The organism is Fonticella tunisiensis (genome assembly GCF_004364155.1).
GTDB classification, from domain to species: domain Bacteria; phylum Bacillota; class Clostridia; order Clostridiales; family Caloramatoraceae; genus Fonticella; species Fonticella tunisiensis.
Genome location: NZ_SOAZ01000028.1, coordinates 17,894 through 41,631, shown reverse-complemented (window position 1 = coordinate 41,631; position 23,738 = coordinate 17,894). Strand labels below are relative to the sequence as shown.

25 protein-coding genes and 1 rRNA gene are annotated in these 23,738 nt (G+C 34.7%); 15 read left to right on the top strand and 11 right to left on the bottom strand.

Translation table 11 applies throughout. From position 1 onward, the window contains the following. The 8 genes from EDD71_RS12935 to dnaA all read right to left on the bottom strand — a co-directional run. A 16S ribosomal RNA gene (locus tag EDD71_RS12935) occupies positions 1 to 294 on the bottom strand; the annotation flags it as partial. Positions 295 to 532: 238 nt separating this feature from the next. Then, on the bottom strand, positions 533 to 2,980 hold the full coding sequence (gene gyrA / locus EDD71_RS12930) for a DNA gyrase subunit A (protein WP_133629159.1): 2,448 nt from the start codon (positions 2,978 to 2,980) through the stop codon (positions 533 to 535). A 70-nt stretch (positions 2,981 to 3,050) separates the two neighbouring features. After that, on the bottom strand, positions 3,051 to 4,955 hold the full coding sequence (gyrB, locus tag EDD71_RS12925; protein WP_133629158.1) for a DNA topoisomerase (ATP-hydrolyzing) subunit B: 1,905 nt from the start codon (positions 4,953 to 4,955) through the stop codon (positions 3,051 to 3,053). A 17-nt stretch (positions 4,956 to 4,972) separates the two neighbouring features. Continuing rightward, positions 4,973 to 5,230: an extracellular matrix regulator RemB gene (gene remB / locus EDD71_RS12920; RefSeq protein ID WP_133629157.1), complete on the bottom strand. Its 258-nt coding sequence runs from the start codon at positions 5,228 to 5,230 to the stop codon at positions 4,973 to 4,975. Positions 5,231 to 5,280: 50 nt separating this feature from the next. Next, complete coding sequence (recF, locus tag EDD71_RS12915) at positions 5,281 to 6,396, bottom strand: DNA replication/repair protein RecF (RefSeq protein ID WP_133629156.1); 1,116 nt, start codon at positions 6,394 to 6,396, stop codon at positions 5,281 to 5,283. A 16-nt stretch (positions 6,397 to 6,412) separates the two neighbouring features. Beyond that, a complete protein-coding gene (locus tag EDD71_RS12910; RefSeq protein WP_133629155.1) occupies positions 6,413 to 6,622 on the bottom strand; it encodes an RNA-binding S4 domain-containing protein in 210 nt (69 codons plus the stop codon). 70 nt (positions 6,623 to 6,692) lie between these two features. Next, positions 6,693 to 7,796 (bottom strand): DNA polymerase III subunit beta, encoded by a 1,104-nt coding sequence (gene dnaN, locus EDD71_RS12905; protein ID WP_133629154.1) that lies wholly within the window; start codon positions 7,794 to 7,796, stop codon positions 6,693 to 6,695. 260 nt (positions 7,797 to 8,056) lie between these two features. Then, positions 8,057 to 9,427 carry a chromosomal replication initiator protein DnaA gene (gene dnaA / locus EDD71_RS12900; RefSeq protein ID WP_133629153.1) on the bottom strand — a complete coding sequence of 457 codons (1,371 nt, stop codon included), beginning with the start codon at positions 9,425 to 9,427 and terminating at the stop codon, positions 8,057 to 8,059. Positions 9,428 to 9,967: 540 nt separating this feature from the next. Here dnaA and rpmH point away from each other — a divergent pair. The 9 genes from rpmH (at position 9,968) to EDD71_RS12855 (ending at position 17,227) form a co-directional block, all read left to right on the top strand. After that, complete coding sequence (rpmH, locus tag EDD71_RS12895) at positions 9,968 to 10,102, top strand: 50S ribosomal protein L34 (protein ID WP_133629152.1); 135 nt, start codon at positions 9,968 to 9,970, stop codon at positions 10,100 to 10,102. A gap of 66 nt (positions 10,103 to 10,168) precedes the next feature. Next, the gene (gene rnpA, locus EDD71_RS12890) at positions 10,169 to 10,513 is read left to right on the top strand and encodes a ribonuclease P protein component (protein WP_133629151.1); all 345 of its coding nucleotides are present in this window, start codon (positions 10,169 to 10,171) and stop codon (positions 10,511 to 10,513) included. Position 10,514: 1 nt separating this feature from the next. Further along, on the top strand, positions 10,515 to 10,724 hold the full coding sequence (gene yidD / locus EDD71_RS12885; protein ID WP_133629150.1) for a membrane protein insertion efficiency factor YidD: 210 nt from the start codon (positions 10,515 to 10,517) through the stop codon (positions 10,722 to 10,724). 50 nt (positions 10,725 to 10,774) lie between these two features. Beyond that, positions 10,775 to 11,437: a membrane protein insertase YidC gene (gene yidC / locus EDD71_RS12880; protein ID WP_133629149.1), complete on the top strand. Its 663-nt coding sequence runs from the start codon at positions 10,775 to 10,777 to the stop codon at positions 11,435 to 11,437. A 14-nt stretch (positions 11,438 to 11,451) separates the two neighbouring features. Continuing rightward, positions 11,452 to 12,078 (top strand): RNA-binding cell elongation regulator Jag/EloR, encoded by a 627-nt coding sequence (gene jag, locus EDD71_RS12875; RefSeq protein ID WP_133629148.1) that lies wholly within the window; start codon positions 11,452 to 11,454, stop codon positions 12,076 to 12,078. A 184-nt stretch (positions 12,079 to 12,262) separates the two neighbouring features. Continuing rightward, complete coding sequence (gene mnmE, locus EDD71_RS12870; protein WP_133629147.1) at positions 12,263 to 13,651, top strand: tRNA uridine-5-carboxymethylaminomethyl(34) synthesis GTPase MnmE; 1,389 nt, start codon at positions 12,263 to 12,265, stop codon at positions 13,649 to 13,651. Between the two features lie 33 nt (positions 13,652 to 13,684). Further along, positions 13,685 to 15,571, top strand: coding sequence for a tRNA uridine-5-carboxymethylaminomethyl(34) synthesis enzyme MnmG (gene mnmG / locus EDD71_RS12865; protein ID WP_133629146.1), 1,887 nt, complete (start codon positions 13,685 to 13,687; stop codon positions 15,569 to 15,571). A gap of 4 nt (positions 15,572 to 15,575) precedes the next feature. After that, positions 15,576 to 16,295: a 16S rRNA (guanine(527)-N(7))-methyltransferase RsmG gene (rsmG, locus tag EDD71_RS12860; RefSeq protein ID WP_133629145.1), complete on the top strand. Its 720-nt coding sequence runs from the start codon at positions 15,576 to 15,578 to the stop codon at positions 16,293 to 16,295. A 125-nt stretch (positions 16,296 to 16,420) separates the two neighbouring features. Further along, on the top strand, positions 16,421 to 17,227 hold the full coding sequence (locus EDD71_RS12855; protein WP_207669349.1) for a ParB/RepB/Spo0J family partition protein: 807 nt from the start codon (positions 16,421 to 16,423) through the stop codon (positions 17,225 to 17,227). A 344-nt stretch (positions 17,228 to 17,571) separates the two neighbouring features. Here EDD71_RS12855 and EDD71_RS12850 read toward each other — a convergent pair whose 3' ends face one another. Next, complete coding sequence (locus EDD71_RS12850) at positions 17,572 to 17,841, bottom strand: TMEM165/GDT1 family protein (RefSeq protein WP_133629143.1); 270 nt, start codon at positions 17,839 to 17,841, stop codon at positions 17,572 to 17,574. A gap of 89 nt (positions 17,842 to 17,930) precedes the next feature. On the opposite strand from EDD71_RS12850, the gene EDD71_RS12845 reads away from it, so the two are divergent. From EDD71_RS12845 to EDD71_RS12830, 4 genes are all read left to right on the top strand, one after another. Beyond that, complete coding sequence (locus EDD71_RS12845; protein ID WP_133629142.1) at positions 17,931 to 18,695, top strand: ParA family protein; 765 nt, start codon at positions 17,931 to 17,933, stop codon at positions 18,693 to 18,695. A gap of 12 nt (positions 18,696 to 18,707) precedes the next feature. Continuing rightward, entirely contained in the window at positions 18,708 to 19,565 is an 858-nt protein-coding gene (locus EDD71_RS12840) for a ParB/RepB/Spo0J family partition protein (protein ID WP_133629141.1), read from the top strand. Between the two features lie 81 nt (positions 19,566 to 19,646). Continuing rightward, positions 19,647 to 20,159, top strand: coding sequence for a DUF4446 family protein (locus tag EDD71_RS12835; protein WP_133629140.1), 513 nt, complete (start codon positions 19,647 to 19,649; stop codon positions 20,157 to 20,159). 355 nt (positions 20,160 to 20,514) lie between these two features. Beyond that, entirely contained in the window at positions 20,515 to 20,775 is a 261-nt protein-coding gene (locus EDD71_RS12830) for a YkuS family protein (RefSeq protein ID WP_133629139.1), read from the top strand. A gap of 132 nt (positions 20,776 to 20,907) precedes the next feature. Here the strand turns inward: EDD71_RS12830 and yyaC are convergent, their stop codons facing one another. Then, on the bottom strand, positions 20,908 to 21,489 hold the full coding sequence (gene yyaC / locus EDD71_RS12825; RefSeq protein ID WP_133629138.1) for a spore protease YyaC: 582 nt from the start codon (positions 21,487 to 21,489) through the stop codon (positions 20,908 to 20,910). A 100-nt stretch (positions 21,490 to 21,589) separates the two neighbouring features. Beyond that, positions 21,590 to 22,633 carry a sporulation integral membrane protein YtvI gene (gene ytvI, locus EDD71_RS12820; RefSeq protein ID WP_133629137.1) on the bottom strand — a complete coding sequence of 348 codons (1,044 nt, stop codon included), beginning with the start codon at positions 22,631 to 22,633 and terminating at the stop codon, positions 21,590 to 21,592. Positions 22,634 to 22,746: 113 nt separating this feature from the next. Between ytvI and EDD71_RS12815 the strand changes: the two genes are divergently transcribed. Beyond that, positions 22,747 to 23,037, top strand: a complete 291-nt coding sequence (locus EDD71_RS12815) for an ArsR/SmtB family transcription factor (RefSeq protein ID WP_133629136.1) — start codon at positions 22,747 to 22,749, stop codon at positions 23,035 to 23,037. Positions 23,038 to 23,089: 52 nt separating this feature from the next. Beyond that, entirely contained in the window at positions 23,090 to 23,701 is a 612-nt protein-coding gene (locus EDD71_RS12810) for a CvpA family protein (RefSeq protein ID WP_133629135.1), read from the top strand. Positions 23,702 to 23,738: the final 37 nt, after the last annotated feature.

Below are 23,738 nucleotides of genomic sequence, written 5' to 3'. Positions count from 1 at the left end.
CAGGTCGGCTACGCATCGTCGCCTTGGTAGGCCGTTACCCCACCAACTAGCTAATGCGCCGCGGGCCCATCTTGAGGCGGATTGCTCCTTTGCCGATGCCATCATGCGACAGCACCGGTTTATGCGGTATTAGCAGGACTTTCATCCTGTTATCCCCCTCCTCAAGGCAGGTTGCCCACGTGTTACTCACCCGTCCGCCGCTAGGTTCGTTCCGAAGAACTCCCCCCGCTCGACTTGCATGTGTTAGGCACGCCGCCAGCGTTCGTCCTGAGCCAGGATCAAACTCTCAAATTAAAATCCTAGCGTTAGAATTACTCAAGTTACGTTCGCTTTCCACTGTTCAATTTTCAAAGGCCAAACTCACTTAAAACTCATCAACGTTAATTATATTATCATTAATTAAATAACTTGTCAACACTCTTTTTTATATTTTTTAGAGCGCCATTCATCGGCGCCGCTTTCATATATTATCATTTATTTTACGTTATGTCAATTAACATAAAAAAATCCCCGAATAACTCGGGGACTAAATCTATTCTTCCTCATCACTTTCATCTTCAGCATTGCTGTTTATTTTAGCTATGGATACAATTTTCTCATCTTCACCTGTTTTCATTAGAGTTACTCCCATAGCATTCCTGCTTGTTTGTGATATTCCTTTAACTTCAAGCCTTATTATTATTCCATTGCTGTTTATAAGCATAATCTCGTCTTCATCGGTTACAGTTTTTGCTCCAACTATCTTTCCTGTTTTTTTCGTAACTTTGTACGTTATTATTCCTTTACCTCCACGTCCCTGAACTGAGTATTCGGAGAATGGTGTTCTCTTGCCATATCCGTTTTCGCTTACAATAAGAAGTTGTGCTTCTGGATCTGCCACTTCCATACCAACGGCTATATCTCCATCCCTTAATGTTATTCCTTTAACCCCTGATGCAGTTCTTCCCATACTTCTTACATCCTGTTCATCAAAGGTTATTGAATAACCATTTTGGGTAACAATGACGATCTTTTGTATTCCATCGGTTAACTTCACTCCAATAAGTTCATCATCGCCCTTTAGATTTATAGCATTCAATCCTGTTTTTCTAATAGATATAAATTCACTAAGCTGTGTTTTCTTTACAAGCCCATTTTTAGTTCCAAATACAAGATATTTATCCTCATCGAATTCTTTTATAGATATTACTGCCTGTATCTTTTCCCCTGTATTTAATGGGAGAATGTTTACTATGTTGGTTCCCCTTGCTGTTCTTCCTGCCTCTGGTATTTCATAAGCCTTTAGTTTATAGGCCCTTCCTTCATTTGTGAAGAATATAAGGTTATCATGGGTTGATGTTATATAAAGATGCTCCACAAAATCATCCTCTCTTGTTGAGAGGGCCTGAATTCCCTTTCCACCTCTATGCTGACTTCTATAGGTATCTGCAGGAAGCCTCTTTATATAACCTGCATGGGTTATAGTCACAGCAACTCTTTCTTCCTGTATAAGGTCCTCAATATCTATGTCATCTGTCTTATTTACTATCCTGGTTTTTCTTGAATCGCCGTATTTCTCTTTAATTTCAGTTAACTCATCCTTTATAATCTGAAGAACAAGCCTTTCGTTAGCAAGAACTTCCTTTAGGTAATTGATCGTCTTAATTAGTTCTGCATATTCTTCTTCGATTTTTTCCCTTTCGAGCCCTGTAAGCCTTTGAAGCCTCATATCAAGAATTGCCTGAGCCTGCTTTTCTGAAAGCCCAAACTTTTCCATAAGACCCTTTCTTGCAATCTCTGTAGTTCTTGAACTTCTAATTAGATTAATAACTTCATCTATATGATCCAGGGCTATTCTAAGACCTTCCAGAATATGAGCTCTAGCCTCAGCCTTATCAAGGTCATACTTCGTCCTTCTTCTTATAACTTCAATCTGAAACTTTATATAGTTTTCAATAATTTCTTTGAGGTTCAATACCTTAGGTTCTCCATCAACAAGTGCAAGCATTATAATGCCAAAGGTATCCTGCATCTTTGTATGCTTATATAGAAGGTTAAGAACAACATTAGGATTTGCATCCCTTTTAAGCTCGATAACAATTCTCATGCCCTGTTTATCGGACTCATCTCTAATATCAGATATTCCCTCAATCTTCTTTTCTTTAACGAGGTCAGCAATACTTTCAATTAGCTTAGCCTTATTAACCTGATAAGGAATTTCAGTAACTATTATTTTATTTCTTCCTTTTTCCTCTTCTATTGAGGCTTTAGCCCTAACTGTAACCTTTCCTCTTCCCGTTTCGTAAGCTTGTTTTATTCCATCCTTTCCAAGTATGAGACCTGATGTTGGAAAATCGGGACCTTTTATCTTTGACATCAAATCTTTTACTGTAACCTCAGGATTATCTATAAGCATTATAGTTCCATCTATAACTTCCCCAAGGTTATGGGGTGGTATATTGGTTGCCATACCAACTGCTATGCCTGCAGATCCGTTTACTAAAAGGTTTGGAAACCTTGACGGAAGAACGACTGGTTCCTTTTCAGTTCCATCAAAGTTGTCTATAAAGTCTACAGTATTTTTGTTTATGTCCCTCATAAGCTCCATGGCAATTTTTGAAAGCCTTGCTTCAGTATAACGCATTGCAGCTGCTCCATCACCATCTACAGAACCAAAGTTGCCATGGCCATCTACAAGGGTATACCTAATTGAAAAGTCCTGGGCCATTCTTACCATGGCGTCGTATACCGCACTGTCTCCGTGGGGATGATATTTACCTAGAACGTCTCCGACGATTCTAGCACTTTTTCTATGTGGTTTATCAGGATGAACTCCTAACTCATGCATAGAATAAAGTATTCTCCTGTGTACAGGCTTAAGTCCATCCCTTACATCCGGAAGAGCACGCCCTACAATAACGCTCATTGCATAATCTATATAGGACTTTTTCATTTCATCCTTTATATCAACGCTTAATATCTTCTGATTTTTTCCATCCATATCATCACCTCATCGTACTTTATGGGGCTTTATTTAAGATATACTCGTATGCCTAATTATATCTTAAACATTATATATCAAGATTTTGAACCTTCTTTGCATTTTCCTGTATAAATTCACGCCTTGGCTCAACCTTATCCCCCATGAGTATTGTAAATATCTCATCTGCAGCCACTGCATCCTCAACTTCAACCTTAAGAAGTGTTCTGGTTTCCGGATTCATTGTTGTTTCCCATAGCTGCTCAGGATTCATTTCGCCAAGCCCCTTATATCTTTGTATGCTGTAATTATCCCTGCCTATTTCGTCAAGCTTCTTTTCAAGCTCCTTATCGGAGTATACATAGTATTCCTTCTTGTTCTTTGTAATTTTGTAAAGTGGTGGTTGGGCTATATATACATGGCCTTCCTCAATAAGTGGCCTCATATACCTGTAGAAGAACGTTAAAAGCAGTGTTCTAATATGAGCACCATCAACGTCTGCGTCTGTCATAATTATTATCTTATCGTATCTAATTTTGTTTATATCAAATTCATCATCGATTCCAGCTCCAAAGGCTGTTATCATAGCCCTTATCTCCTGGTATGAAAGTATTTTATCAAGTCTCTGCTTTTCAACGTTCATGATTTTTCCTCTAAGTGGAAGTATTGCCTGGAATCTCCTGTCCCTTCCTTGTTTTGCAGAACCTCCTGCGGAGTCTCCCTCAACAAGGTATATTTCACAGAGCTTTGGATCCCTTTCAGAACAGTCAGCAAGTTTTCCAGGAAGAGACATACTTTCAAGTACGCTTTTTCTTCTTGTAAGCTCACGTGCCTTTCTTGCTGCCTCCCTTGCTCTTGCAGCCATAATCGCTTTTTCGAGTATAACCTTTGAAACGGATGGGTTTTCCTCTAAAAATGCTGCAATTTTATCAGAAACTATCGCATCAACAATGCTTCTAACTTCTGTATTTCCAAGCTTTGTTTTAGTCTGTCCCTCAAATTGTGGGTTTGTAACCTTTACTGAAATAACAGCTGTTATTCCTTCACGGGTATCCTCTCCTGATAAATTCTTGTCATTTTCTTTAATAAAACCATACTTTCTTCCATAGTCGTTTATAACTTTAGTAAGTGCAGTTTTAAATCCAACTACGTGGGTTCCACCCTCGGTAGTGTCGATATTATTTGCAAAGGAATATATACTTTCGTTATATGCATCATTGTATTGAACTGCTATTTCAACTATGGTTTCATCCTTTTTCCCCTCTATATAGATAGGCTCTGGATGAAGTACCTCCTTATTTCTGTTTAGATATTTAACAAACTCCTTTATTCCTCCCTCGTAATGGAACTCCTCTTTTTTTCCATCTCTTTCATCTATAAGGACTATGCGTATTCCCTTATTTAAAAATGCCAATTCCCTCAGCCTTTGTGCAAGGACATCATACTCATATTCAAGTACTTCAAAAATCTCATGATCTGGTTTGAAAGTAATTTTAGTGCCTCTTTTCTTTGTTTCCCCTATAACTTTAAGTTCATGCAGAGGTTTTCCTCTTTCATACTTTTGATAATATACTTTACCATTTGTACTTACTTCTACTTCAAGATACTCCGACAACGCATTTACAACGGATGCTCCAACTCCATGAAGCCCTCCTGAAACCTTATATCCCCCTCCTCCAAACTTTCCTCCTGCATGAAGAACGGTAAATACAACTTCAACTGCAGGTTTATGAAGCTTTGGATGCATACCTACAGGTATGCCTCTTCCGTTATCTGTAACAGTTATTGAGTTGTCCTTATGAATCATAACCTCAATATTATCACAATGTCCTTCCAGAGCCTCATCTATAGAATTATCAACTATTTCATAAACAAGATGATGAAGCCCTCTTGAACCCGTACTTCCTATATACATACCCGGCCTTTTTCTAACAGCTTCGAGACCTTCTAATACCTGTATTTTACTAGCATCATAATTTCCATTGTTACTTGTCATTTTAATCCTCCTTTGTATTAGAGCTCATCTACAAATCCACTGCGCTTTCCTAATGTTACAGAAGATATTGGAGAAAGATATATGATACTCTTTTTATTTCTTTCTGTCAAAACAAAGGATTTAGGTTCATCATTTGTTATTCTTCTAATAAATCCCTCTTCTTCGGCAATTTTAAGAAAATGCCTGGTATCTATGCTATTTGTTGAACTTATATCGAATATAGCTATCACTTCATTTAGTGGAATAACCACATTCTCTCCAAGGTGAAGGAACATAATAATACCCTCCTTTTAATTCTTTTTACACCAAAACTAAAAATTTTCACTTACACAGCATTAAACTTTTCAATTTTTCCAGCTGTTACTTTAAATACATCCTTATTTTCAAAATGGAATTCATTTATATCATTTAAGCTTGTGCACGTAAGTACAGTTTGTATCTCCTTCAGAGCATCAAGTAAAAAATGCTGCCTGTTTATATCAAGCTCCGACAGCACATCATCTAAAAGAAGCACAGGATACTCTGAAACCTCTGACTTTATTATCTCAAGCTCTGAAAGCTTCAAAGAAAGTGCTGCTGTCCTCTGCTGGCCCTGGGATCCGTATATTCTAGCGTCAGCTCCGTTTATCTTGATAATAATGTCATCTCTATGGGGCCCTTTAAGGGTATATCCTTTTTCAGCATCCTCCATTATATTTTCCGTATAATACTTGTAAAGTTCATCTTTTATAGACTTTCTATCCATATTTTCCCCTGATGCACTTTTATATATTATTTCAAGCTCTTCTTTTCCGTTTGTTATCTTTCTGTGAATTAACCTCGAAATTAAAGACAGTTTTTTAACAAATTCATATCTGGCTTCAGTAATAAAACTTCCATATTCTGCAAGCTGTTCACTAAATACCTCAGCTGTCATTTTCAATGATGGTGATTTTAAAATAGACTTTAAAAGATTATTTCTCTGCATCAATATATGATTATATTGCAAAATCGCATGATGGTATTTAGGCCTTATCTGATTTAACTCAGCATCTATAAACCTCCTTCTTATAGCTGGCCCTTCCTTAACAAGTTTAAGATCCTCAGGTGAAAAGATAACCACATTTACCGTTCCTAAAAAGTCTGAAACCTTACTTGTCTTAACTCCATCGATTTTAACTGCCTTTTTCCCCTCACTGCTTAAAAGAAACTCCATAGTGTGTTTTCCAAACATTTTCTCTACATCAGCCCTAATATATGCTTTGTCCTTTCCCCACATTATAAGCTCTCTGTCCCTATTAGTTCGATGTGATCTCAAACTGCTAAGGTAGTATATAGACTCAACTATATTGGTTTTTCCCTGGGCATTTTCACCAACAAATATATTTAATCCCTTATTCAAATCTAAATTAAGTCTTTCATAATTTCTATAGTTTTTAAGTTCAAGACTCCTTACGTACATATCATTTTCCTCTAACCTATATTATTTCAAAGGAACCTATATCCTTTACCTCGATTATATCTCCTTTTCTAAGCTTCTTTCCCCTTTCCTTTGAAACCATACCATTAACATTAACATCTCCATTTAATATCATTATCTTTGCAATGGCGCCGGTATCTGCAATACCTACCCATTTTAGAAATTGATCAAGTTTTATATATTCAGTGCTAATCTTTATTCTATCCATTGATACCATCCTTTTCAATTAAAAAGATCATAATTTACCAAATCATTATAAAACCACCCTGGTCAGGTGGTTAGCTATTTTCTACAAGTCTTACTGGCAGAACCAGATATATATAATCATTGGAATCACATTTTTTTACAATACATGGGCTTACACTTGTTGAAAATTCAAGATAAACTTCTTCTGCATCTATTATTCTCAAAACGTCCTGAAAATATTTAGAGTTAAAGGCTATTCTAAGGCCTTCCCCCTCAAGTTCTATGCTGACTTCCTCATAAACAGTTCCCATCTGGGAGTTTGAAGTGATAACCATGCCATCATTTTTTATGTCAAACTTTATAAGGTTTGTTCTTCCTTCCCTTGCAAGAAGGGAAGCACGCTCTATACTGCTCATAAGTTCGTTTACATTTACTTTTGCTCTTAATCTGTATTCATCAGGTATAATCTGTCTATAGTTTATAAACTCTCCATCTAAAAGCCTTGAAATTATTTTAGTATTTCCAAGATTAAAAAGTATATGGTTTGGAGTAAAGGTAATTTTAACCATATCCTGTGTTGGCTGAAGTATTTTTGATATCTCGTTTAATGTCTTGCCAGGTATTACAGCACTTATATTATTTCTGCTGTCAATATCGCAGGTCTTTAAAGCAAGTCTGTATCCATCAAGGGCAACGAAACTTAATTTTCCATCCCTCACTTCAAATAAAACACCTGTAAGTATTGGCCTTGTTTCATCCTGGGCTATTGCAAATATTGTCTGCCTTATCATATTCCTTAAGATATCCTGTGAAATCTCATACATTGAATTTTCATTTATTGCAGGAAGCTGTGGAAATTCATCGGGGTTATTTCCAAGCATTGCAAATTCAGATTTCTGGCATGTTATATAAACGCTATTATTTTCCATTTTTACTGTAACGCTTGCATTTGGAAGTTTTCTTATAAACTCACCAAATAACTTTGAATTTACTACAATGGATCCATTCTCATGCACATCTGCATCTATATACGTTTCAATTCCAAGATCAAGATCCGTTGCTGTAAAAATAACTCTGTTATTATATGCCTTTATTAAAATTCCTTCCAGTATGGGATATGTTGTTCTTGTTGAAGCTGCTTTTTGAACGTTATTTATAGCTTCCTGAAGAATATCCTTGTCACATGTGAACCACATCAGAATTCCTCCTTATTTATCCACAGTTTAAAAATTAGTTTATAAAGAGATAATATTAATAATAATTTTAGTAGTAATAGTAATAGTAGTTGTGGAAATGTTGATAACCTTTTCAAGCGTTAAAATCAATGGTTTTTATAAAAAAACAACTGTGGATAAATTGTTTGTAAGCATGTACAAATTATCCACATTATTAAGTATAAAAATTGATTTTTCAAGTTATCAACATTTTATCAATATAAGATATATACAGTTGTTGATTATTTTTGCTGTATTTTTTTCGTGATTTCATCAATAGTTTCCTTGAGTGTGGGATCCTTTTCTAGATCAGCAGAAATCTTTTCAAAGGCATGGATAACAGTAGTATGATCCCTTCCTCCAAATTCCTCTCCTATTTTAGGAAGTGATAGATCTGTAAGCTTTCTAACCAGATACATTGCAATTTGTCTTGGAAATGCAACGTTTTTGGTTCTTCTTTTCGATTTAAAATCATCGATTCTTAAATTAAAGTAGCTTGCAACTACATCCTGTATAAGATCGACGGTTATCTGTTTTGAGTTTTTGTTTGATATTATATCTTTTAGTGCCTCAGATGCGAGGTCAACGCTTATTTCCTTATTTGTAAGGGATGAAAAGGCAACTATTCTAATCAAAGCGCCTTCAAGTTCTCTTATATTGGATTGTATTTTATTTGCTATATAAACCATAACTTCATTAGGAACGTTAAGCTTTTCGACGTCAGCCTTCTTTTTAAGTATCGCTATTCTTGTTTCAAAGTCAGGTGGCTGTATGTCTGCTATAAGTCCCCATTCAAACCTTGAACGAAGCCTATCCTCAAGGGTAGGGATTTCCTTAGGAGGCCTATCGCTTGATATAATTATCTGTTTATTGGCCTCATGCAGCGCATTGAAGGTATGGAAAAATTCCTCCTGGGTTCTTTCCTTCCCGGCAATAAACTGGATGTCGTCAATTAAAAGAACATCAACGTTTCTGTACTTGCTTCTAAACTCCTCGTTTGTATCATCTTTAATTGAATTTATAAGCTCATTTGTAAACTTTTCAGATGTTACATATACAACCCGTGCATTTGGATTTTGACCAAGTATGTAGTGGCCTATTGCATGCATCAGGTGTGTTTTTCCAAGCCCTACTCCTCCATATATGAAAAGAGGATTATATGCTTTAGCAGGAGCTTCAGCAACAGCAAGGGATGCTGCATGGGCAAATCGGTTGCTGTTGCCTATAACGAATGTTTCAAATACATATTTTGGATTAAGGGTTGATGTTGTTATGTCATCAGAGAGGGTTTTCTCCTTTTCGGGCTCATTGTTTTTTTTCATGTTAAATGAAGGGGAGTCATCTACTTCTTTTAGGATTTCGTCTGTAGATAATACAAACTTAATTTCATATTTTTTAGATGATACCAGCTTTAAAGCATTTGATATAAGATCTTTATATCTTGCGTCTAATATTCCCTTGGTAAAATCATTTGGAACTATCAAAAATATGGTATCATGAGATATTTTCGCCGGTTCTATGCATTTTATCCACGTATTAAAACCTACTTCAGTTAGCTCAGCTTTGATTATATTAAGGGTTTTCTCCCATAAATCAGTAAGCTGGTTCCCCATATGACTGCCTCCTATTCTCATTTCTTAAAATATTTTTGTTCATATACATTTATGTATTAACAAACTTATCCACAGAGCATATCCTATTTGAAGAATGTTGACAAAAATAATAAAAGTTATTCACAACAATGTTAATTATGTTAATAATATCAAAGAAATAGTATTAAAAAAATATTTATCCACAGGGCAAAATAAACAAAATCTACAAACAAAAAATGCGGATGTTTTCTTGGATTTATACCATAAAATTATTATACTCAACAACTTATACACATTTTTATCCACAACCTGTGCATAAGTTGATAAAAATCAACAAATACTAAACATTTGATATAAACTTATCAACATTGCATAAATATATTAACAGATATTTTATTCACAGGCAATAATTATCCACAAAAAACACATTTGTGGATAAAATGATATCAACAAGCATGTATTCCTTGACAGTTTTCGTGCATAAATATATAATCTTTATAGTAATCCATTTTGAAAGTTCAACATGCTTCTATATAAGAGTATTAGAAGGGGGTGCAACGGATGCTTAGAACATATCAACCAAAGAAGAGACAGAGAAAGAAGGAACACGGTTTTAGAAAGAGAATGAAAACTCGTGGAGGAAGGCTTGTTTTAAAGAGAAGAAGAGCAAAAGGAAGAAAGAGATTGACAGCATAAGGCCGCTTTTTGTGGCCTTTTTCTACAATTTTACATTAATAGCCTTAAACGGTAGGGGTAAAAATAATGAAAACGGTTGAAAAGATCAAGAAGAATTCTCAGTTTAAATACATATATAATCGCGGCAAATCAATAAGTGACCCCAATTTAGTTTTATATATCGTTAGAAACAACAAAAATGTAATAAGGCTTGGCATAACAGTTAGTAAAAAAGTTGGAAAAGCAGTAGTCAGAAACAGGATAAAAAGGCTTATAAGGGAAAGTTTTAGGTTGAATAAGAATAAATTTAAATATGGGTATGATCTTATATTTGTTGCAAGAAGCCAGGCTAGGAAATGTACATATAGGGATATGGAAAAGTCCGTTTTGTTTTTAATGAAAAAGGGTGATTTATTAAAAGAGAGTGAATGATGTGAAAAATTTTTTGATTTTTTGGATAAAATTATACAAAAAGTATATATCGCCAATGAAGCCGCCCAGCTGCAGGTTTTATCCAACATGCTCACAGTACACCATTGAAGCTATTGAAAAATATGGTGCAATAAAGGGAAGTTATTTAGGAATAAGAAGGATATTAAAATGCCATCCATTTCATCCTGGAGGATATGATCCAGTACCTTAATTAAGGAGGTTTAAGATTTGGGTTTTATAGTAAAACTGTTAACAAATTTTATGGAAATTATAAATAGTGGAGTATTTAAAGTTGTAACCAATAAGCCGTTAGGATATCTGTTAGATATTGCTATATTTACGGCTGTAATAAGATTTTTAATCCTTCCACTGACAATTTCTCAAACAAGATCCACTATTAAAATGGGAAAAATTCAACCCAAGCTGAAAAAACTGCAGGAAAAATATAAAAATGATCCTCAGAAGCTGCAGCAAGCCCAGATGGAGTTATATAAAGAAGAAGGTGTCAACCCATTTGCAGGATGCTTACCTTTATTAATACAGTTTCCAATTTTTATAGCCATGTATCAAGTTATTCTTAATTTTCAGCCATTAAAGGAAGTACCATTTTTCCTTATGCGCGGAAGCTTTGGAGCGTTATTTCGCGGAGATATTAATCAGATACTAATATTGCTTCTAGCTTTGTCTTCAGGGGCAACTACATACATATCGGGTTTAATAATGTCTCCAAAGGGTGATGATCAAGCTGCTCAGACGCAAAAGAAGATGAATATTTATATGTCGTTACTTTTTATGTACATGAGTTATACATTTAACGTAGGTATTGTTTTATATTGGATAATTGGTAACCTCATACAAATGGGTCAGCAATACTTTATTATTAATAAGATAAAGCATAATGAAGAGGAGAAGCTTGCAGAATAAGGTGGTGTGGGTGTATGAAGAGTATAGAGGCTCTTGGCAAAACAGTTGAAGATGCCGTAGAAGAGGGGTTAAAAAAACTGGGAGTTACAAGGGATAAGGTTGAGGTAGAGGTTTTAGAACAGGGAAGCAAGGGGATTTTTGGTATTATAGGTGCCAGGCCATCGAAGGTCAGACTTACTGTTAAAAACGATTATGCATCCATTGCAAAGAAGTTTATGAGTGATGTCCTTGAAAAAATGGGTATACAGTGCAATATTGAGGTAGAGGATAGTGAAGACGCCCTTAAAGTTAATCTTGTTGGCCCTAAAATGGGGATTTTAATTGGATACAGGGGAGAAACTCTTGATGCGCTTCAATATCTTTTAAGCCTTGTGGTTAATAGGGAAAACAAGGAAAATGAATATAAAAGAGTTATTCTTGATACAGAAAACTATAGAAAAAAGAGAGAGGAAACTCTTATAAGGCTAGCCAACAGGCTTGCTTACAACGTTGAAAGGTATAATAAAAGTATTAGACTGGAACCTATGAACCCATATGAAAGAAGGATAATTCACGCAGCACTTCAAAACAATCCCAAGGTAGTAACCAGAAGCGAGGGTGAAGAACCCTTTAGAAGAGTTGTCATTGAGCTAAAAAAATAGCCTAAAATGCCTGAGGTAGAGCAAATCTACCCGGGCTTTTTTTATGTATATAGGCTTTATAGAGGCTGCCTTGCAATGGAATATATTTTTTATCACAGCTTATTAAAAAAAGAGCTAGCATAACAAGTTGATTTATCGTTTTTTTGGTATAATATAATAATGATTACTTTAAGAGGTGGTAAATATGGCTGTTGCTATTGACGATACAATTGTTGCAATTTCTACGGCGGTAGGCGAAGGTGGAATAGGAATTGTAAGAATGTCAGGGGATAAATCCCTTGGTATATTAAATAAAGTGTTCAAGCATGTAAAGGGTAAGGAAACTTTGGGTATGAAAAGCTATACCATGAGGTATGGTCATATTATTGATACATCAACAGGAGAGACTGTTGATGAGGTTATAGTAAGCTTCATGAAAGCCCCTAACACCTACACAAGGGAAGATGTAGTTGAAATTTATTGTCATGGTGGTATGGTGGCAGTGAGAAAAATTCTATCCATACTTCTTAAAAATGGGGCAAGGCTTGCGGAACCAGGGGAGTTTACAAAAAGAGCATTTTTAAACGGTAGAATAGACCTATCTCAGGCAGAAGCTGTAATAGACCTTATAAGGGCAAAGACGGATGAAAGCATGAAAATTGCCTTTGAACAGTCGCAGGGAAAGTTGTCCAAAAAAATAAAAAAACTCATGGATAAGCTTCTTGGAATGCTTGCACATGTAGAGGCTGCAGTGGCTTTTCCTGAGGATGATATAGAAAACGTTGTGAATCAGGAGATTATAGATACCGGTAGGGAAATTCAAAGGGAGATAGATGGTCTTGTAGAAAGTGCTGATACAGGAAAAATCCTTAGGGAAGGGCTCAATACCATTATAGTCGGAAAGCCAAATGTGGGAAAGTCATCCCTTTTAAATGAATTCCTTCAGGAAAAAAGAGCAATAGTTACTGATATTCCTGGAACAACAAGGGATGTTATAGAGGAATATATAAATATCAAGGGAATACCGGTAAAGCTTGTTGATACTGCAGGAATAAGGCATACAGAAGATATTGTAGAAAGGATAGGCGTTGAAAGGAGCAAGGAATATATAGACAGGGCGGATCTTATTATATTTATGATAGATGCCAGCAGGCCCCTTGAAAATGAGGATTTTGAAATTATCGAATATCTTAAAGGAAAGAAAACTATTGTGATTGTTAATAAGATGGATCTTCCGATAAAGGTAGATATAGATTTTATTAAAGATAAGTTTAATAGGGATTTTGTAATAACAACTTCCATTAACACCGGGGAAGGAATAGAAGCTATAAAGGATAAAATTGTAGATATGGTGTTTGAAGGAAACGTATCTTCCAGAGATGTTTATGTAACCAATGTAAGGCATAGGGATATTCTGCTTAAGGCCAAGGAGAGCGTTGGAAAGGGAGTTGAAGCTTTAATTGCAGGGCTTCCAATTGATTTTGCATCTATTGACTTTAGAGATGCCTATTTGAAACTTGGTGAAATAACCGGTGACACCGTAGAAGAGGATATTATAGACAGAATATTCACTGATTTTTGCATTGGGAAATAGTTTAGTGGTTAAAAACTAAAGAGGAGGAGAAGTATGTATAAAGCAGGAAGTTACGATGTTGTAGTTGTTGGTGCAGGACATGCGGGTTGTGAAGCAGCCCTTGCTGCTGCAAGGATGGGCTGTAAGACCCTTGTTATAACGTTAAACCTTGACAATATTGCCCTTATGCCATGTAATCCTTCAATTGGAGGGACTGCAAAGGGCCATCTCGTCAGGGAGGTAGATGCCCTTGGAGGACAAATGGGTATTACAATAGATCACACATATATACAGTCTAAAATGTTAAACACCGCAAAGGGACCTGCCGTGCATTCATTAAGGGCACAGGCGGATAAAAAAAGATATCAGGAATTTATGAAAAGAACTCTGGAAAGGCAGGAAAACCTTGATATAAAACAGGATGAAGTTATAAAGCTTGATGTTAAGGATGGAAGGCTTTTAGGTATTATAACCAGGCAGGGGGCTTATTTTGAATGTAAAACTGCTGTACTTACTACAGGTACGTATCTTAGGGGAAAGGTTATCATAGGAGAGGTAATGTTTAGCAGCGGGCCAAATGGTCTGGCTCCAGCAAATGAGCTTTCTAAAAACCTTATGGAGCTTGGAATAGAGATGAGAAGATTTAAAACGGGAACCCCCTGCAGAATAAACAGGAGAAGTATAGATTTTTCAAAGATGATAATACAGCCAGGGGACGAAAGAATAGTTCCATTTTCATTTATGTCAGATCCTGAAAAAATAAAAAGAGAGCAGGTTCCCTGCTGGCTTACATATACTTCGGATGCAACCCACGACATTATAAGGGCAAACCTTTTCAGGTCACCAATGTATAATGGAACAATTGAGGGTGTTGGACCAAGATACTGCCCATCGATTGAGGATAAAGTTACCAGGTTTGCGGAAAAGCCAAAACATCAGATATTTATTGAACCTGAAGGTGAAAGTACAGAAGAGATGTACGTTCAGGGTATGTCAAGTTCACTTCCAGAGGAAGTTCAAGTTGCGATGCTTAAGACTATACCGGGGCTTGAAAACTGCGAGGTTATGAGAACTGGATATGCTATAGAATATGATTCAATAGACCCTACCCAGCTTAAACTTTCACTTGAACTTAAAGCAATAGAAGGGCTATTCTTTGCAGGTCAGGTTAATGGAACATCAGGATATGAGGAGGCAGCAGCACAGGGAATAATAGCTGGAATTAATGCTGCACTTAAAGTTAAAGAAAAGGAGCCACTAATACTTGATAGGTCAGAGGCGTATATAGGAGTTCTTATAGATGACCTTGTAACAAAGGGAACGAGGGAGCCATATAGAATAATGACATCAAGGGCGGAATACAGACTCCTTTTGAGACAGGATAATGCTGACTTAAGGCTTACTCAAAAGGGCTATGATGTAGGCCTCGTTACAGAGGAAAGATATCAGAGATATTTGAAAAGAAAAGAAATGATAGAAAACGAAATTGAAAGAATTAGAAAGGTTGTAATTCCTCCAACTGAAGAAAATAATGAGATATTAAGAAAAAACAATAGTGCTGAAATTAAAAGCGGGGCAAAATTATATGAGCTTTTAAAAAGACCTGAACTTACATATGAAAATACTTCAGGTATGGATAAGGAAAGGCCAATACTTCCATTTGATGTTTGTGAAGAGGTTGAGATACAAATAAAGTATGAGGGATATATAGAGAAACAGATGCAGCAGGTTGAACAGTTTAAGAAGCTTGAAAATAGGAAGTTACCTTCTGATATTGATTATACGAAGATAAACGGGCTTAGAATAGAGGCTATGCAGAAGTTATCGCAGATAAAGCCTCTTAACATAGGGCAGGCATCAAGAATTTCCGGAGTGTCTCCAGCTGATATTTCCGTTCTTTTAATATACCTTGAACAGTATAGAAGAAGAAAAGGAGAATAATATAATGGATATTAGAGATCTGCTTATTGATGGTGCAAGAAAATATAATATTGACATAGACGATGAGAAGATAGAAAAGCTAATAGCTTATAAGAAAATTCTTGTTGAGTGGAATAAAAGGATAAATTTAACATCTATTATCGATGATGAGGGAATAGCAAAAAAGCACTTCATTGACTCTATGTCACTATTTAAGAGCGGGAAGATTGATGACAATTCGACATTAATCGATGTAGGTACTGGAGCTGGTTTTCCAGGAATTGTTGTTAAAATTATGAATCCTGATTTAAAGGTTGTACTTTTAGATTCTTTGAATAAAAGAATAAATTTTTTGAATGAGGTTATTTCACAGCTTGGATTAAAGGATATTGAAACAATTCATGGAAGGGCAGAGGATATTGCCAGAAGGGATGGTTATAGAGAAAGTTTTGACATTGCTACTGCAAGGGCTGTGGCTAACATGACGGTGCTTAGCGAATACTGTTTACCCTTTGTAAAGGTTGGAGGATATTTTATTGCTATGAAAGGGCCCTCTGCTGAAGAAGAGGTTAATATGGCGAAAAATGCTATAGGCACACTTGGAGGAAGATATTTGGAAATAATAAATGCAGAAATACCAGGGGATGAGCTTGAGCATAAAATTGTTATTGTCGAAAAGATTAAAAATACAGACAGGAAATACCCAAGAAAAGCTGGATTGGTTGAGAAAAAGCCTATAAAATGACGAATAAACTGTGAAGTATATACTAAAATGATTGAATATGTAATACGATTTTTGGTGGGAAATAGGAGGAAAAGAAAAAAAAATATAGAAAATAAATAACAAAGATTTTAAAAGGGATGGTGTGCATGAGGGCTGAGAAAGAAATAAAATATATTCCTATAAATCTCATTAAACAGAACACATATCAACCGAGAAAGCATTTTAACCAGGAAGCACTTCTTGAGCTTTCGGAGTCCATAAGGGAATTTGGGGTACTGCAGCCTATAAGCATAAGAAGATATGACGATACGTTTTATGAGCTTGTAGCAGGTGAGAGAAGGCTTAGAGCATCGCAGCTTGCTGGACTTACGGAAATACCTGCAATTATTGTTGATATTAGTGACGTTGAATCTGCTGTACTTGCTTTGATTGAAAATCTTCAACGGGAAGATCTGAATTATATCGAGGAAGCAGAAGGTTATTTAAACCTTATGAAGGATCACGGAATAACACAGGAGGAGCTTGCAAGGCGTATTGGAAAAAAGCAGTCTACAATAGCAAATAAGCTTAGAATATTGAAGTTGCCAGAAAGTATAAAAGAAAGGCTTATAAAGGAAAATCTAACAGAGAGACATGCCAGGGCACTTCTAAAGTTATCCGATGAAGATATACAGCATAAAATAATAGATGAAATTGTGAAAAGAGGACTAAACGTAAAAAAGACCGAGGAACTTGTTGAAAGAGAGCTTGAAAATTTAAAGGAAAATATTAATAAAAAGAATGAAGAGTCGACAAGGCACAGATGGGCAATAAATCCAAGGATAATAACCAATACTTTAAGACAGATTATGGAAAAAAATGGGATAGAAGCTGAATACAGCCATAGAGAAAAGGAAGAGTATATGGAAATAATTGTAAGAATACCAAAGGGAAATAAAGAAGCAGCGGTATAGAGCCATGATAGTTTATGCAAAAAGTGTGATAAAGGAATTGTGATTTAAGGGGAGATTAATATCTTCCCTTTTTTTATTAGAAAATTAATTTATGACAGTTTTTTTAATAGGACCGCGATAAAAAAATATATTTCCTTCACAGGTACGCTTAGCAAAGAAGCTATAAGGCTTGATATTTGAAAAATCAAGAACTTTCGTTAAACTATCTTCTATAAAACAAACGAAAGTTCTAAAATTTTTCTGCATCCCTACGCCTAGAGATTCTAATTGCACGATCTATGTAAATTTCATATACTTTTTGTTAAAATCAACTAGTTAAAAAGTTAAGTTAAGCAGCAGAACTGCTAAAACTTGTTTAATAGAAGAAGAATTCCAATAACTATAAAGGCAATAGCTGCTGAAATTTGTATTACGTTTGGAGGTATATATTTATTTATAATAGTTCCAAGTATAACTCCAGCGAGTGAAGAACATATTAGTGCCAGAGAAGAGCCTAAAAATACTGCAACCTTTGATTGGGATTGGGCCGATAGGAGCATTGTTGTTATCTGGGTTTTATCTCCCAGCTCAGCAATAAAAACTAACAAAAATGTGGAAATAATAATTTTTAACATAAAATCCTCCCAAAGTATTTAATATAAAAGATTGTTACTGTAAAATATATATTAGAAAATAGCAAAAAATATACGATGGAGGTGAGGCAATGGGGAAAATTATTTCTATTTTTAATCAAAAAGGTGGAGTTGGAAAGACTACCACAACAATCAACCTTAGTGCCTACGTTGCCAGTATGGGAAAAAAGGTACTCATTGCAGATATAGACCCACAGGGTAATTCGACCAGTGGACTTGGAATAGATAAGAATGAGTTAAAATGTTCAATGTATGATGTAATAATGGGAATGGCTGCTGATAAAGCTATTAGAAATACAGTTGTTGAGAATATGGATATTATTCCTGGAACTGTAGAGTTGGCAGGTGCTGAAATCGAACTTACAGCAAAGTTTAATAGAGAAAATATGTTAAAGGATGCTCTTTATGAAATAAAAGATAGATATGACTATATTTTTATAGATTGTCCACCTTCATTAGGGCTATTAACAATTAATGCATTGACATCGTCAAACAGCGTTATAATTCCTATCCAGTGTGAATTTTATGCCCTAGAGGGAGTAGGACAGCTTATGAATACTATTCAGTTGGTTAAGAAAAGCCTTAATACAAATCTTGAAATACAGGGTGTTGTAATGAGTATGTTTGATGGAAGAACCAATCTCTCAATCGAAGTAGTTGAAGAGGTAAAAAAATATTTTAAAGGTAAAGTATATACTACAATTATACCGAGAAATGTGAAGCTTGCAGAGGCGCCAAGCCATGGGCTTCCTATTATGATTTATGACAAAAATTCAAGGGGAGCAGAGGCATATAGAGAGCTTGCTCAAGAATTCCTGGAATATGATGAGGAATAGGGGGGAAGAAGAATGGCGACGAAGAAAAGCGTTTTAGGTAAAGGATTAGGTGCGCTTATACCTGAAGTAGATAAAACAGAAGAGGATGTTAAGCATGGGGGCGTCATAGAGGTCAATATAAATGATATATTTCCCAATGAGGACCAACCAAGAAGGGTTTTTGATGATGAAAAGTTAGAAAAGCTTGCACAATCAATCAAGGAGCATGGAATTATTCAGCCTATTATAGTAAAAAAAGAGGGTAAATATTACAAAATAGTTGCTGGAGAGAGAAGATGGAGAGCTGCAAGGCTTGCAGGATTTAAAAAGGTTCCTGTTTTAGAAAAGGAGCTAACGGATAAGGAAACTATGGAAATTTCCTTAATCGAAAACCTTCAGAGGGAAGATTTAAATCCCATAGAAGAAGCGCAGGCATTTAAAAAACTTATAGATGACTTTAAAATGACGCAGGAAGAGATAGCAAAGAGAATTGGAAAATCAAGGCCTGCTATTGCTAACTCCTTAAGGCTTTTGAACCTGGATAAGAGAGTAGCAAACTACATAATAGATGGAACTTTATCAGAGGGACACGGAAGGGCGTTACTTTCTATACAGGATTTTGAACTTCAATATGAAGTAGCTAAAAAAATAATCGACGAAGGTTTAAATGTAAGGCAGACTGAAAAGCTTGTACAGAACCTTCAAAAGCTTAAAAATGAGGGAAATAAAAAGAAAGAAAAAGAAATATACATAAAGGATATTGAGGATAGACTTAAGATGTATTTTGGAACAAAGGTTTCAATAACTAAAGGAAGAAAAAAAGGTAAAATTGAGATTGAATATTACTCGGATGACGATCTTCAAAGAATACTGGATATTTTTAATATATAATGTTTCACGTGAAACATTTATAGAAAACGTAGAAAAATTAATGCTTTAGAGATAACAAAATAAAAAGAAGGAGAAGAAAAAATGGAAGCAATAATAGATTTTATAAGAAATTATGATTATGTAATAGTCATAGGAATTTTAATTTTAATGGTTATACTTATTATTTTACAAATATTAAACAGTATGGAGTTAAGCAGGATTGAAAAAAGATACAAGAGGCTTATGAAGGGCTCAACGGGCAAAAATCTAGAGGACATGATTATTGAATATAAAAAGAACGTTGATGATTCTTTAGAGGTTTTTAAAAACATAGAAAATATGTATAAAAGTATTGATGAGAGACTTCAAAAGTCAATTCAAAAATTCGCAGTGGTTAGGTATAGGGCCTTTGATGACGTTGGAAGCGATCTAAGCTTTTCAATAGCTATGCTCAACGAAAATAACGATGGATTTGTTATAACAGGGATATATGGAAGAAACGAGAGCACCACTTTTGCAAAACCAATTGAAAAGGGATTATCCAAATATGATTTGTCCGATGAAGAAAAGCTTGCTATAAAGATTGCGACCAACAATAGAACGATAGAAAAATAGTCCATAAAAATGGGCTATTTTTTATTACAATGGTTTTTCAGAGTAACGCAATTTATTGCTTTAACTCGTTGTGCAACTCTGAAAAGCTAATTGGAATAAAAGCAGATAAATTTACATACAGGCGCAGCGATAAAAAATATATTTCATTTACCAGTACGCTTAGCAAAGAAGTTCTAAGGCTCGAGATTTGAAAAATGTGAATTTCATATATTTTTTATCGACCTTCAGCCCCTGAACTAGCACAATGGATTGCTTTAATTTCAATCAAGGAATGAAGAAATTCAACGGAAGGAATATCCCTGCAAATGTGAATAACCTTAATACCTCCAAGGGATAATAATATCAGGGAGGTAGAATGAATATGGTAATAAGCGTTCAAGATGATTTGATTGAAGTTAAAGAATACCTGAAAAAATTAGGATATGAAGTATATAGTATAAGTGATGGTATAGCATCGGATGTACACATATACTCAGAAAAGAACATGGGCCTTGCAAATGTATATAATGCAGCACTTCCTGCAGACAATGGTTCATTCTTTATAAATGCTGACAATAGAAGCGTAGAGGATGTAGCTTATATGGTTGAACACAGGTATTATTCCCCTTTATTTTAAAGTTTAGGAGGTTAATATGAAAAAAATCAAAAAGAGAAAAGAGGAAAAGAAAGAGAACAAGAAGAAAGAGTATAATGGAGAAGATGAAAGGATAGTGGTTTTATTTAAACAGGAGACAAGGGACACTAAGGTTTAATAGACATAGGTTAGTGTCCCTTTTAATTTTCTAAGAGACATATACAAACCTAACGATATAACATCTGCCATTTGCATAACCAGGGATAACCGTGTGTTTTGAAGTACTATATATTCCATAAAACCTGATATGTTTACAATTCCCGTAATGCTAATGTCTCCAACGGGCTTAAGGTTTTTATTAACCCCTGCACCAGGATAAAGAGGACCTTTAAATATATTGATTTTTCCAACGTTTTCAGTCTTACCCAGTGAAGCATCTATAGCTATAATAAATGGATTTAAAATTTCTCTATAAATTTTATCGATGTTATCATCAAGATTTTTAGCATGAACAGGTTCATTCAATGTGCCATATACCTGTATGTTTTTCATTAGATAATTTTTTTTTAGTTTATCTCCAACCAGAGGACCAAGACAATCTCCAGTGGATCTGTCAGTACCTATACACAAAATTACAGGCGTCATATCTTTATTCATACAATTTTTGATTAAAGAGGTTATTTCTCTGGATAATAAATATGATGCATCGGCCTTGGAACTGTCTACTGTAAATTGAACAGGCCGGAATAGAAGCATAAAATAAACCTCCCTTCCAAGTTGTATCGATGGTAAACATGTAAAAAATTAAAAGTGCATCGATATACAAAAAGTTTATCCAAAAGGGAGGTTTAATATTCTAAAATATCTTTACTTTTTTTAAAATATTATAAAATACCATTAGAAATATCAAATAAATCATTCCTATAAACCCATAGGCTTTAATACCTATATATATCGCTGCAAGTACTGCAACGGGATGAAGGCCAAGGGATGAAGAGACTAGTTTTGGTTCTACTATCTGCCTTATAACAGTGACAGCTATATATAAAAGTATAATAAATACTGCAGTAGCATAATTCTGCGCTACAATGTATATTATTGCAAGAGAAAAATATACAGCCCCTATTCCAAGAACAGGCAGAATATCGAGCATGGCGCATAATATACTAAGCATTAATGAATATTTTACACCTATTAAAGAAAATCCAATTAATGTTTCTAAAAAAGTTAAAAATATAATTAACGAGTATGACCTAATATAGTTTCCAAACATTTTACTGCTTTCAAACCATATTCTTCTAACCTTTTCCCTTCCAGATGAAGAGAAGGCCGATAGAAATTTATCCTCCATATCGGAAATATCCCTTGTGAAAAAGTATGTTGCAATAAAAGTTATGAATATTATCATAAATAATACTGGAAGTCCGATTGCAAGGGAGAACAATCTAGTTATAATATTTACAATAATATCATAAGTTTTTGTAACAAGCGACGATATCTGCTCCTGCATTTTTTGAATAATTGATGCATCTATTTGGCTATAGTAGACCCTTAATTTATCGATGTTGTTTTCGAAAAATTTTCTAATGACATCAAGATTTGGAGCAGAACTTATAAGCTGCTTTGCTTCGACTGTAACTTTAAAAATTATAGAAGAAATTATAACAAACAAAATTATAAAAACTAAAAGAGTGGATATCAATGATGAAAGGCTTCTGGAAAGCCTCAGGCGTTTTATTAAAAACCTTGTAAGGGGTTTTGTCAGGTATGCAATTATTAATGCTAATACAAAGGGAAATATATAGGGCAATATGGAAAAAAATAGAAAAAAGATTATAGTATAAATAACTACAAAAATTGCAATATATTTAATTTTAGTTAAAAAAACTTTATCAAACATATTTTTCCTCCTTTCGTATAATGTAATTATATCATATATATCGGCTTTGTATAATTGACATAAGATAAGTGTTATTCTAAAATTATATAAAATATGAAACTTGAGGTGTTGATATGAGCGATTATAATTTAAATGATTTAGAAGATATATCCGAAATATTAAAGGCTATGGCCCATCCTATAAGACTGTGTATATTAAAAGGATTGTATGTGGAAGGGGATAAAAACGTAACTACAATGCAGGAGTGTCTTAAAATACCTCAATCTACAGTTTCACAGCATCTTTCTATATTGAGAAACAAGGGGATAATAAAGGGAAAAAGAAATGGGCTTGAAATAACCTATACAATTACAGATGAACTTGTAAAAAAACTGATTGAAGTAATAGTTAAAAATAAATTGTAAAAATAAGTATTCTTTAATAGAATTGATATATAAATATGGGTGGGGTGTTTGTATGGGAATTAACTGGCTTGATATAACAATAGTACTTATTCTTTCTGCAGGAGCCTTGACTGGAATGATGAACGGGTTTATAGTGTCTATTTTCAACATAGCGGGAATATTTATTTCTATGATAATAGCTAAGAATTTATCACCTGCAGCAGCTGATTTTATCATTACACACACCTCTATATATGATACGCTTAAAAGTTTGTTTATAAAGAGGATGTCCAGCATGAATCCAGCAACCCTCGCACTTATACGAATTGTTAACAGTAAAAACTCTTCAATGGAGGATACTTTAACTATAATGTTTATAAATATTGCTGTGCTTATATGTATTTTTATGATATCAACTGTAATCCTCAATATATTGAGGGATACCCTAAAGATTACGGTAAGGAAGACATCGCTTAAGTATGTTGATATTGCGGGAGGACTTGTTATAGGCGTCGTTAAAGCTGCTATATTTATATTTATATTCTTCGCCGTAGTAACCCCGCTTATGGGAATAATGCCTCAAAGGAGTCAACTTATAGATGCAATAGGCACCTCTAAGTTTGCTAAATATTTTTATCAATATAATTTTATGATACAGTGGCTTCAGAAACTAAACAATTTATAGTTTTGAAGAGATTTTATATGAATTAACTCAGATCCCA

Excerpts from the sequence above, each read along its gene's own strand:
- gyrA (WP_133629159.1), bottom strand. The coding sequence starts at position 2,980 with ATGGATGGAAAAAATCAGAAGATATTAAGCGTTGATATAAAGGATGAA.
- gyrB (WP_133629158.1), bottom strand. The coding sequence starts at position 4,955 with ATGACAAGTAACAATGGAAATTATGATGCTAGTAAAATACAGGTATTA.
- remB (WP_133629157.1), bottom strand. The coding sequence starts at position 5,230 with ATGTTCCTTCACCTTGGAGAGAATGTGGTTATTCCACTAAATGAAGTG.
- recF (WP_133629156.1), bottom strand. The coding sequence starts at position 6,396 with ATGTACGTAAGGAGTCTTGAACTTAAAAACTATAGAAATTATGAAAGA.
- EDD71_RS12910 (WP_133629155.1), bottom strand. The coding sequence starts at position 6,622 with ATGGATAGAATAAAGATTAGCACTGAATATATAAAACTTGATCAATTT.
- dnaN (WP_133629154.1), bottom strand. The coding sequence starts at position 7,796 with ATGTGGTTCACATGTGACAAGGATATTCTTCAGGAAGCTATAAATAAC.
- dnaA (WP_133629153.1), bottom strand. The coding sequence starts at position 9,427 with ATGGGGAACCAGCTTACTGATTTATGGGAGAAAACCCTTAATATAATC.
- rpmH (WP_133629152.1), top strand. The coding sequence starts at position 9,968 with ATGCTTAGAACATATCAACCAAAGAAGAGACAGAGAAAGAAGGAACAC.
- rnpA (WP_133629151.1), top strand. The coding sequence starts at position 10,169 with ATGAAAACGGTTGAAAAGATCAAGAAGAATTCTCAGTTTAAATACATA.
- yidC (WP_133629149.1), top strand. The coding sequence starts at position 10,775 with ATGGAAATTATAAATAGTGGAGTATTTAAAGTTGTAACCAATAAGCCG.
- jag (WP_133629148.1), top strand. The coding sequence starts at position 11,452 with ATGAAGAGTATAGAGGCTCTTGGCAAAACAGTTGAAGATGCCGTAGAA.
- mnmE (WP_133629147.1), top strand. The coding sequence starts at position 12,263 with ATGGCTGTTGCTATTGACGATACAATTGTTGCAATTTCTACGGCGGTA.
- mnmG (WP_133629146.1), top strand. The coding sequence starts at position 13,685 with ATGTATAAAGCAGGAAGTTACGATGTTGTAGTTGTTGGTGCAGGACAT.
- rsmG (WP_133629145.1), top strand. The coding sequence starts at position 15,576 with ATGGATATTAGAGATCTGCTTATTGATGGTGCAAGAAAATATAATATT.
- EDD71_RS12855 (WP_207669349.1), top strand. The coding sequence starts at position 16,421 with ATGAGGGCTGAGAAAGAAATAAAATATATTCCTATAAATCTCATTAAA.
- EDD71_RS12850 (WP_133629143.1), bottom strand. The coding sequence starts at position 17,841 with ATGTTAAAAATTATTATTTCCACATTTTTGTTAGTTTTTATTGCTGAG.
- EDD71_RS12845 (WP_133629142.1), top strand. The coding sequence starts at position 17,931 with ATGGGGAAAATTATTTCTATTTTTAATCAAAAAGGTGGAGTTGGAAAG.
- EDD71_RS12840 (WP_133629141.1), top strand. The coding sequence starts at position 18,708 with ATGGCGACGAAGAAAAGCGTTTTAGGTAAAGGATTAGGTGCGCTTATA.
- EDD71_RS12835 (WP_133629140.1), top strand. The coding sequence starts at position 19,647 with ATGGAAGCAATAATAGATTTTATAAGAAATTATGATTATGTAATAGTC.
- EDD71_RS12830 (WP_133629139.1), top strand. The coding sequence starts at position 20,515 with ATGAATATGGTAATAAGCGTTCAAGATGATTTGATTGAAGTTAAAGAA.
- yyaC (WP_133629138.1), bottom strand. The coding sequence starts at position 21,489 with ATGCTTCTATTCCGGCCTGTTCAATTTACAGTAGACAGTTCCAAGGCC.
- ytvI (WP_133629137.1), bottom strand. The coding sequence starts at position 22,633 with ATGTTTGATAAAGTTTTTTTAACTAAAATTAAATATATTGCAATTTTT.
- EDD71_RS12815 (WP_133629136.1), top strand. The coding sequence starts at position 22,747 with ATGAGCGATTATAATTTAAATGATTTAGAAGATATATCCGAAATATTA.
- EDD71_RS12810 (WP_133629135.1), top strand. The coding sequence starts at position 23,090 with ATGGGAATTAACTGGCTTGATATAACAATAGTACTTATTCTTTCTGCA.